We start from the raw sequence: 9,308 nt of genomic DNA on the forward strand, positions 1-9,308 counted from the left end.
GCACATCTGAGAAGTCCACCGCGTTGCTGCAATACCCCGCTGCCGTTGCCGCATCCGGATGCAACCAATTTCAAGCCTTCCGTCATCGCAATCGATCGTGACGAACTGAGCGAGAAAATCAGTCTGAGCGACGAGCGTGCGGTTACATCAGCAATGTAAGACCCATCTGTTCGATCGGCGTCCGTTGATCGTTACCGAAGGTGCTACCCGCGGAGCCATTCGCGCGGCCGGGGACAGTGTGGGGGAAGTGCTCTTATCGGGAGGGTGAAACTGAAGGGCGACGTTACCCAGGCGGGCGTGTCGGTGGTGGTGCAGGTGGATGTCAGCGTTGCCTCCGGCGTTTCGATCCCCGACACGGTCGAGCAGGTTCGGACGGCAATCCGAACAACGCTGCTGCGCCATCCGGAGCTCAACATCGCCGCCATCGATATCACCGTCCATGACCTGTTCGAACCGTACTTGAGCGTAGGTTCGGTCAATGAAATCGGGCGAGTATGAGTGCGACAGACCTGCTTGCCGCGGAATTGGATTAACTCGTTCAGGATACTCCCGGAGTGACGACCGTGTACTTGTCAGGTCCGACGCCCGAGAGGGTCATCGCCACGGTGAGCAACATTCTTCCGAGGATTCCCACCGCCACCGCGCTCACTCGAGTGATAGAGGCGGACACGGGAATGTTTATCTCATCCCAATCGGTGTGCACGACGGCACACCGGCACCGGTGGTGTGTCGCCGTGTGGTTGCTACCGTGGAGAATCATCTCGCACCGGACCGCGAATCCGCCCGCTAACGTGCAAGTAAAGGTTGGTCGGATCGGATAACGACTCACTTACATCACGGCGAAATGGGGCACCGTGATGGCCGGATATCGACCGGTCGCCGTGCGGCCCGCACTCGAAAAATAGAGTGCCGGCCGTCACCACACACCGCGCCTTACTTGAGTTTCTTCGCCGCCGATTTCAGAAGCCCTTTGATCGGTCGCTGCTGCTCGCCCTGCTGGGCGGCAAGGACGATCATCACTAAAGTCAACGCGGGAGTGACCCACTGCAGAATTCGTTGACGCTCCTGCGCGGTGGACAGAGCATCGGAGGAGCCGCGCCACGGTTCGGTCACCCCATCAGTGGGTTCATCCTGATGATCCTGAATAGTCTTGCCGAGAATGCCGGAATACAGAGTGGATGCTCCGGCGAGGGCCGTGACGACAATTTTCACCATCGTGTTTGCACGACTTTCCGACTGGACGAGAAGCCGACCTTTGTTCGAGGCGATGAGACTTACCCCACCTGCGCCATGGACGGCGATCGCAGCAAGTTGCACGGGCGCCCATCGACCCCATCCGATGGAGGACAGGCGAAGCCGTTCGGACGATGGAGTGGCTTCCGCAGCAGCTCCATTCAGGCCGACAGCACCCATCAGGGCACCGCCGAACCAGGCGGCAAGTCCGATGTCGTGCAGACTGCGGATGAAAGTGTTGCGCTTTGTCATGATGCTCCTAAATACGTCGGGGGATCCTTCCACTATCTGCCGATTTTGCCCCGAAGCTAGGGCTTGAAATATCGCCACGAACGGAGTTCCACCTCAGACCGAACAGGTGCCATCCCAACTTTTAACTGGATGCAAACGATGGGCTGAGATGTCACACGTGGGAAAATTTGACGGCTGAAACGAGCCTGTGGGCGTCGCACGGCAGGGTAATTATTGCAACGCGCAATTACAGGGACTGTTTCCTGAACTGCAGACGATAGCGCCGCCGACTGTGTTCGCAGCGGACGGTTGAGCCGTGGAGTTGAGCCAATCCGATCGCTGATTAAAGTGGCGGCCGGACCGGTCGCACCCTCACACGAGGGGGCCGGAATTGCGAATGGAAATGGTGACGCAACAGCCGATCGGGCGCCGCGGTGAGGTCAGACTCGTTCTACCCGAGGTTCATCGCCGATTCAAGCCCTGTCCCGGGACGTAGGAAGAGTCGTAGTTTGGCAGAGGAGTGAAAGGAGATACGCACATGGGTGCTGACGACAAAGTCAAGAACGCCGCTGAAGAGGTGGGCGGGAAGATCAAGGAAACCGTGGGGAAAGTCACCGGAGACGATAGCAAAGTCGTCGAAGGTAAGGCCGACCAGACATCTGCGGACTTCAAAAAAGCGGGCGAGAATGTGAAAGACGCTTTCAAGTAATTTGATTGCCCACTGATAAGCGCCCCCTTCCCGGACGGAAGGGGGCGTTTTGCTTTGTGTCGAAACTGCTTAGACCTTGACCGATCGAAACGGCCGGGTCGAGCGCGGTATGCATCGACGATACGCATCGAATCCTCGGCCGAATTTTGAAATATTCGCCCGCTCATCCATTTCGAGCGCAATTCAAACGATGATTGTCGGCCTGGCCGGCATGGTCTTTTCGCTGAGCTGATCGTGCCGGATGCGGTCGCTCTCGAGCGTCCTCGACTCCGGAGATCACGTCCGAACTATCGAACTTTACTACTCGATGATTGTCTGTCAAGGGGTTTATTTCGCCCCTTCGGATGGGAATGATGAGGTCATCAGCATGGTCGTGCCGGTGATCCGATCGGCATGATTGTTGGTCACCGCGTCCCCGAAGGCGCGATGGCGCACGCTGGTGAAAAATGCGATCCGAACAGAAATTCCGGCACGTCTGCGAACGTGAGAGCCCCGCCCTCCTCCGCTCTCACGTTCGCAGTGGATTCGTTGATCGGACGTGCGACCCGCGCTCTTCGCTTAGTACCGAGTGTCCTAGATAGCTTGTCCCGACAGTAAGCACTGGAGTTTTCATGTCAGATATCGACCCCACCGTCGACGATCGCAGCGCCTCCGAGCGCAGCGCCCACGTGCGCACCGCGAGCGAACGTACGATCAACGAACCTATCGCGATCGGTCCGGCCGGGTCATCCACTGACGTATTCGCTCCCGCTGTTGCCGCTCGCGCGGCTGTGAGCGGTGCTACATCTCGGGAGAAAGTTGTGGAGCGGGAGCGGGCCGAGTTCGGGGGGATGAAGTTCGGTTCCGCATTTTTCGGCTGGTTGACCGCCACCGGGACCGCCGTCATCCTCACCGCGGTGCTTGCCGCCACAGGCACGGCGATTGGTTTGGGCACCAACGTCACCTCCAATAATGCCGCGGATGTTGCCTCACGAAATACCGGCACAATCGGGCTAGTGGGGGCAATAGTCCTGGCCCTGGTAGTGCTTATCGCGTATTACTGCGGCGGGTACGTTGCCGGGCGGATGGCCCGCTTCGACGGAGTCAAACAAGGAGTCGCAGTGTGGTTGTGGGCGATCATCGTCGCCGTGGTTTTAGCAATCGTCGGCCTGGTCGCCGGCAGTCAGTTCAACGTTCTTGCGAATGTGAACAGTTTCCCCCGCATCCCGATCGACGAAGGCACCCTGACTGCCGGCAGCATTATCACCGTCGTAATCGCCCTAGTGCTCTCCTTCCTTGGCGCGATCCTCGGCGGACTGTCCGGGATGCGCTACCACCGTCGTATCGACCGGGTCGGCCTGGGCCGCTGAGTCCTCCTTCCGATCACGTAGATAACTCCCACAAAGACCCACTCTTCGCATTTCTTGCCTTGGCAACGACCCCACCCCTAATATCCGGACTTCGGTTCGGTGAGAAAGAAGAAGGAACGATGATCGAAACAAGTAACATCAACGACCTGATCGGCGCTGAAGTGTTCGGCGCGGACAACACGAAGATCGGCACTGTCGGGCAGGTGTATGTCGATGCCGAAAACCAGAGCCCGTCCTGGGTGACCATCAAAACGGGATTGTTCGGCACCTCGGAAAGCTTCGCCCCGTTAGATAATGCCTCCTTCGACGGCGAAACGGTTCGGGTCGAGTACGACAAAGACTTCGTCAAAGACGCCCCCCGAATCGCCGATGACGGATCCCTCAGCGAAGAAGAAGAAAACTCCCTCTACACCTACTACGGTAACGGCACAGGAGTGCGTTCTCAGGACGCCGACTTCGCAGCTGCGGACGCCCATGGTACGGAGACCATAGCTGAGGGCTATGACGTGTCAGGATCGACGAGCGATGAGGCGATGACCCGCTCCGAAGAGCGTCTCCGCGTCGGGACCGAAAAGGTGGAATCCGGGCGTGCCCGCCTGGTGAAGCACATCGTGACAGAGAACGTCACCACCACCGTTCCGGTCAGTCATGAAGAGGTCAGCTTGGTTCGTGAACCCATCACTGAGGCGAACCGGGCAGATGCCACAGCTGGGCCTGCGCTCAGTTCTGAGGAGCACGAAGTTGTTCTCACTGAAGAGCGAGTGATCGTGACGAAGGAAACCGTCCCGGTTGAACGTGTCGCTCTCGGCACCGAAACGATCACCGAACAGCAGGACGTCAACGCGGAAGTCGCCCACGAGGAGATTAACCTCGTCGATCCCACCACAACAACCACCACCAACGCAGACACGAACCCCGACGCGAACTCCGGTAGGTAATTTTCGCAAGGGGGTCGTGCCGGTAGGCAAAACCGGTCCTGTTCGATCGGCACGACCCGCTGCACCTGCTCGAACATTGCCTGGCGATTTCTCGCATCACCGCGATCTGCTGACACCAGTCGGCCTTAGAAAGGTTGTACTTCATGAATTTTCCCGCCGCTTTCCAGAATGGTCTATCCGCCGTCATCACCTTTGTGCCCTTAGCGCTCCTATTCCTCCTCATCCTCATCGTCGGCCTAATCGTCGCCAAGCTCATCTCTAAAGGCTTAGAGAAGTTGCTGGAACGGGTGGGCTTTGACCGCCTGGTCGAACGCGGCGGAATCAAAAAAGCTCTCGCGAATTCGAAACTGGACCCGTCCGACATTGTCGGGAAGATCTTGTACTACACGTTGGTGTTGTTCGTGTTGCAGTTCGCGTTCGGAGTGTTCGGACCGAACCCGGTCAGTGACCTGCTGGCCGGCATCATCGCATTCTTGCCGAAGATCATCGTCGCGATCATCATCATCATCGTCATCGCTGCAGCGATCGCCGCCGGCGCTAAAGGTCTCATCCAGAACACTCTCGGCGGACTGTCGTACGGCAAAGTGGTGGCCAACATCGCTGCAGTGTTCATCCTCTTCATCGGCATCACCGCCGCGCTGAACCAGATCGACGTTGCCACCACCGTGACGACCCCAATCCTGATCGCCGTGCTCGCAATCATCGCCGGCGTGATCATTGTCGGAGCCGGCGGCGGCCTCATCAAACCTATGCAAGCACGCTGGGAGTCCATCCTGAACAAGGCTGAAGAAGAAGCGCCGAAAATTCAGGAGCAGGCCAAAAATGCTCCCAGCATCGCCGAGCAGGCCAAGCAGGCGCATCAGAAAGCTCAAGACGTCGCCAACGACGGTGTCGCTGCGCGTCGAGCTCGCTAGTTGCGTACGTGCCCTGCCGTCCGACGGGGCACACCTCCCCTATCGATCCTTTGAAAGGACATCATGAGTACCGAATACCCCACCAACAATCTTCCGGAGCATGAAGGAACAGCCACAACGCCGCTGTTCGACGAGATCACCCACACTCACCTCGATGGGGAGCAGACTGACAATTCCGGCAAAGCCGATCTCGCCAAAGACGAGGCCAAAGCAGTTGCCGGAGACGCGAAAGATGCCGCCCAAGACGTGGCAGCCAGCGCAAAAGAAAAAGCTGCCGACGTCGCATCGGAGGCAAAAGGCCAGGCGAAGGGCCTGCTGGAAGAGGCCACTGGCGAACTGCGTGAGCAGGCCGGCACGCAGAAGAAACGTGCCGCCGAGCAGCTGCACTCCGTTGGCGAGCAGCTCAATTCCATGGCCAACTCTTCCGAGGACAGCGGTCCGGCTGTAGACCTCGTTCGAAACCTCGGCGGACGCGCGGGGGCGGTCGCGTCGTGGTTGGGAGACCGGGACACAGATCAGGTTTTGGCGGACGTGCGAGCATACGCCTCACGCAACCCCGGAACGTTTATCGGTATCGCAGCGGTGGCGGGAATCCTCGCGGGGCGGCTCTCCAAGTCTCTGGCCGCAAATGCGAAGGATGACAGCGAAAGCTCGTCTCCGGCATCGGCGAGGAACACCTCATCTGCCTCGGAAGCCTCGAGTTCAGTTTCCACCATGCACACCCCAACTCCGGAATTCGGCGACAGCCGTGCGCAAACCGCGTCCATAACTGCCGCCTCGGACAAGGTCTCTACGGGCGGGCCGGTAAGTGGCGACACCGTATATAAAGCGGACATTGATTTCGATCGTCGCGGTGGCACGCTGTGACGGACGTCAACCCGGAGGAGCGTGCAGCCACCACATCGTTGGGTGATCTCCTGTCCAGCGTGACGGCTGACATCTCCGCCTTGTTTCGTCAAGAGGTCGAGCTGGCCAAAGCAGAACTGAGCGAGTCGGCGAAGAAGGCCGGGAAAGGGGCCGGCATGCTCGGCGGCGCCGGTGTTGCTGGCCTCTACGTGCTGCTATTCGTGTCGATTGCCGCGTGGTGGGGACTGGGATATCTGGTCGGGAACGCCTGGTCGGCCCTCATCGTCGCAGGTATCTACGCGATCATCGCCCTCGTGCTGTACCTGGCTGGCCGCACCCAACTGAAGACAATCACGGGCGCTCCGCAAACTGTGGAGACTCTCAAAAACATTCCTGAAACACTCAAACCTGGAGGTACCTCATGAGCAACCCCGACGCCATCCGCGCTGACATCGAGCGGACCCGAGCCAGCCTGGATTACGACGTCGACGCCCTCGCCGACAAAGTCAATCCATCGAGCATCGCCCACCGGCAAACAGAGAAGATTAAAGGTAAAGTCGGATCCGTCCGCGACACTCTCATGGGATCCAGAGACGATCTCGCCTCGTCGGCGGACGATCTGAAAGATAAAGTTCAGGACAAAGTTCAGGGCAACGCTATCGCTGTCGGTCTGGTTGTCTTCGGCCTGGGTTGGCTCGTTTCCTCGCTCATCCCCGCGAGCGAGAAGGAGCAAGACCTTGCCGCCACCGTCAAAGAGAAAGCCGCGCCGTTGACCGACGCGGTAACCAGTGCGGTCAAGGAGTCCGCAGCAAATTTGAAAGAGCCAGCAATGGACGCGGCACAGTCAGTCAAAGAATCCGCCACCGACGCCGCAGCCTCAGTGAAGGATGATGCGCAAAACGCCGTCGCAGACGTGAAGTCCAGCGCAACAGACTCCGCTGAGAGCGTCCGGGACGCTTAACCCGGGAGGACGCGGGTCGTTTCTGGGTATGCCCGAGACGGCCCGCGACTTCGTAGCGCGTACAGCGCCGTAATCCGACTAGATAAGCAACGACAGGGACTCACGATGGCTCAGCGCTCGAGTACCAAAGCGAAAGAATCGCCGGATCCGGACGACGAACGAAAGCCGGAGGATCCAACCGACATTACGGCTCGATCCTGGAAGTACGTACTCCGGAAAGTGGTCCGCGAATTCGGGGCGGACGCGTGCACCGACCTAGCGGCGAGCCTCACCTACTATTTTGTTCTCTCCCTGTTCCCGGCGCTGGTCGCGATCGTGTCATTGCTCGGTCTGTTTGGGCAGACGAAGGACACCGTCAACTTGATGCTTCACATTGTCAGCAATCTCGGCTCACATCAGGTGGTCGACGCCGTTCGAGGGCCCCTCGAATCGCTCGCGAAATCTCCCGCCGCAGGGTTCGGTTTCGTGGCCGGTATCCTCGGCGCCGTATGGTCGGCCTCCGGTTACGTCCGCGCTTTCGGCCGGGCGATGAACCGCATCTACACCGTCGATGAGGGACGCCCTTTCCTCAAACTTCGAGTTACCACGTTACCGATCACCGTGGTCACGCTCGTGTTGATCGTGATCGCCGCTCTAATCCTGGTAGTCAGCGGACCCGTCGCGAAGAGTATCGGCGATGCCCTGGGGGTAGGCGAAACCGCACTGTTCGTGTGGAATATCGTCAAATGGCCGATCCTTGTCATCGTCGCCATCCTGATGGTCGCGATCCTCTACTACGCCTCGCCGAACCTGAAACAGCCCAAGCTGCGGTGGATGAGTATGGGCGCCTTCCTCGCCTTGGCGCTCTGGGCCGGCGCATCGGTACTCTTCGGCCTGTATGTGGCCAACTTCTCCAGCTACAACAAGACCTACGGATCGCTCGGGGCGATCATCGTCTTCCTCCTCTGGATCTGGATCACCAACATCGCCCTCCTCTTCGGTGCGGAATTCGACGCCGAAACGGAACGCGGCAGACAACTCCAAGCAGGAATCGAAGCGGAAGAAGAAATCAAACTCCCCCCGCGCGAAACGACTGCCAGCGACAAGAAAGCGGCCAAGCACGACGAGGACGTAGCACTAGGGCGACAGATACGAAAAGACCACGGACAAGACCCGGACAACCCGGACGCGCCAAAAGCGGGAATCTTCCACCGCCTGACCCATCGAAAATAGGTTCGCGAGACACGCGGCTACAGGTTCAAGGTGAGTGAACGGCGCATGTGAGCGCCGGCTCCAGGATTAGGGGAATTCCAGTAATAATTGGAGGGCGATCCAAGACGGATTTGCTCCTGACTGCGACACCGAGCGATCACAGAACACCGCCACTTATCGACCAACTCCACAGGTCTTCATCAGGCCTGCTGACCTGCTCAGAAACGATTGATTCTGATCAGGCGCTCGACTTCGGACAGCCCGTATTCCACGCATCAAATGCGGTCAGCCCTACGTCACCCGATGCGGGAGCTTTGCGCGACCCGGTGTCGCTCATCCGCTCATTCTTTTGTCGCGGCCTTGAGCGGTGCAGACTGGTGCCCTGTGTGGGCGCCACGCAATTGATGACAAAACCAACGCCGAGATTGAGGCCTACGACGAGGCCGGCGGCAAAGCCGAGAACTGGGTGACCAGCGATTGGCAACCGGGCTGGAACATCACACCGACGGATCGGGTGCAGATCGTTCGGAAGCGTCACGACATGCTCGAGAGCAACCTGGTGCGGTGGGCCATGGTGCCACCGTCCGCACCAGCGTTCGGCGCTGGAAAGCCGATCATCAACGCGCGGATCGAAACAGCCCCGGCAACGCAATCGGATACCCCAGAGCCATGCAGGCGAACTCGCAATCGCGTGCGTCGCGGTTAGGACTTCTTCTGTGGCTGTACCTGATTGCTTTTTCGAAAACCGGTACTGCACCGAGGCGACCTCTTCGAAACTTACTCGTTTAAACTCAACGCTTCTACCCCTTGTTCTAAGGGTTATCGAGCAATCACACTTAGGGGTTGCGCGGATAGGTGATGGTGAGTCGTTGACGCAGGGCGGGCACAAGCCCTGTTAAACACGGATTTGTCTAGAATTCGTGATCGCCCAGGAGT

The 9,308-nt window shown here is 58.9% G+C and carries 12 protein-coding genes; 10 read left to right on the forward strand and 2 right to left on the reverse strand.

From position 1 onward, the window contains the following. The first annotated feature begins 264 nt into the window (after window positions 1-264). Window positions 265-498 (forward strand): Asp23/Gls24 family envelope stress response protein, encoded by a 234-nt coding sequence (locus ABIB56_RS18080; protein WP_354570616.1) that lies wholly within the window; start codon window positions 265-267, stop codon window positions 496-498. A 40-nt stretch (window positions 499-538) separates the two neighbouring features. Here ABIB56_RS18080 and ABIB56_RS18085 read toward each other — a convergent pair whose 3' ends face one another. Both ABIB56_RS18085 and ABIB56_RS18090 read right to left on the reverse strand, forming a co-directional pair. After that, window positions 539-670 (reverse strand): hypothetical protein, encoded by a 132-nt coding sequence (locus tag ABIB56_RS18085; RefSeq protein WP_354570617.1) that lies wholly within the window; start codon window positions 668-670, stop codon window positions 539-541. Window positions 671-933: 263 nt separating this feature from the next. Further along, complete coding sequence (locus ABIB56_RS18090) at window positions 934-1,485, reverse strand: hypothetical protein (RefSeq protein ID WP_354570618.1); 552 nt, start codon at window positions 1,483-1,485, stop codon at window positions 934-936. A 517-nt stretch (window positions 1,486-2,002) separates the two neighbouring features. Between ABIB56_RS18090 and ABIB56_RS18095 the strand changes: the two genes are divergently transcribed. The 9 genes from ABIB56_RS18095 to ABIB56_RS18135 all read left to right on the forward strand — a co-directional run bounded on the left by ABIB56_RS18095 (window position 2,003) and on the right by ABIB56_RS18135 (window position 9,078). After that, window positions 2,003-2,173: a CsbD family protein gene (locus tag ABIB56_RS18095; protein WP_354570619.1), complete on the forward strand. Its 171-nt coding sequence runs from the start codon at window positions 2,003-2,005 to the stop codon at window positions 2,171-2,173. A gap of 611 nt (window positions 2,174-2,784) precedes the next feature. Continuing rightward, window positions 2,785-3,522, forward strand: a complete 738-nt coding sequence (locus ABIB56_RS18100; RefSeq protein ID WP_354570620.1) for a hypothetical protein — start codon at window positions 2,785-2,787, stop codon at window positions 3,520-3,522. Between the two features lie 119 nt (window positions 3,523-3,641). Continuing rightward, window positions 3,642-4,460, forward strand: coding sequence for a DUF2382 domain-containing protein (locus ABIB56_RS18105; protein WP_354570621.1), 819 nt, complete (start codon window positions 3,642-3,644; stop codon window positions 4,458-4,460). A gap of 143 nt (window positions 4,461-4,603) precedes the next feature. Then, a complete protein-coding gene (locus ABIB56_RS18110) occupies window positions 4,604-5,374 on the forward strand; it encodes a mechanosensitive ion channel family protein (RefSeq protein WP_354570622.1) in 771 nt (256 codons plus the stop codon). A gap of 63 nt (window positions 5,375-5,437) precedes the next feature. Beyond that, a complete protein-coding gene (locus ABIB56_RS18115; RefSeq protein WP_354570623.1) occupies window positions 5,438-6,241 on the forward strand; it encodes a hypothetical protein in 804 nt (267 codons plus the stop codon). Beyond that, complete coding sequence (locus tag ABIB56_RS18120) at window positions 6,238-6,645, forward strand: phage holin family protein (protein ID WP_354570624.1); 408 nt, start codon at window positions 6,238-6,240, stop codon at window positions 6,643-6,645. Before ABIB56_RS18115 ends, ABIB56_RS18120 begins: the two co-directional genes overlap by 4 nt. Further along, window positions 6,642-7,181 carry a DUF3618 domain-containing protein gene (locus ABIB56_RS18125; protein ID WP_354570625.1) on the forward strand — a complete coding sequence of 180 codons (540 nt, stop codon included), beginning with the start codon at window positions 6,642-6,644 and terminating at the stop codon, window positions 7,179-7,181. The genes ABIB56_RS18120 and ABIB56_RS18125 overlap by 4 nt, the downstream gene beginning before the upstream one ends. A 105-nt stretch (window positions 7,182-7,286) precedes the next feature. Beyond that, on the forward strand, window positions 7,287-8,393 hold the full coding sequence (locus ABIB56_RS18130) for a YihY/virulence factor BrkB family protein (RefSeq protein WP_354570626.1): 1,107 nt from the start codon (window positions 7,287-7,289) through the stop codon (window positions 8,391-8,393). Window positions 8,394-8,739: 346 nt separating this feature from the next. After that, window positions 8,740-9,078: an SOS response-associated peptidase family protein gene (locus ABIB56_RS18135; RefSeq protein WP_354570627.1), complete on the forward strand. Its 339-nt coding sequence runs from the start codon at window positions 8,740-8,742 to the stop codon at window positions 9,076-9,078. The last annotated feature ends 230 nt before the right edge of the window (window positions 9,079-9,308 follow it).

Source organism: Glaciihabitans sp. UYNi722, from assembly GCF_040549465.1.
Classification (GTDB): Bacteria; Actinomycetota; Actinomycetes; order Actinomycetales; family Microbacteriaceae; genus Lacisediminihabitans.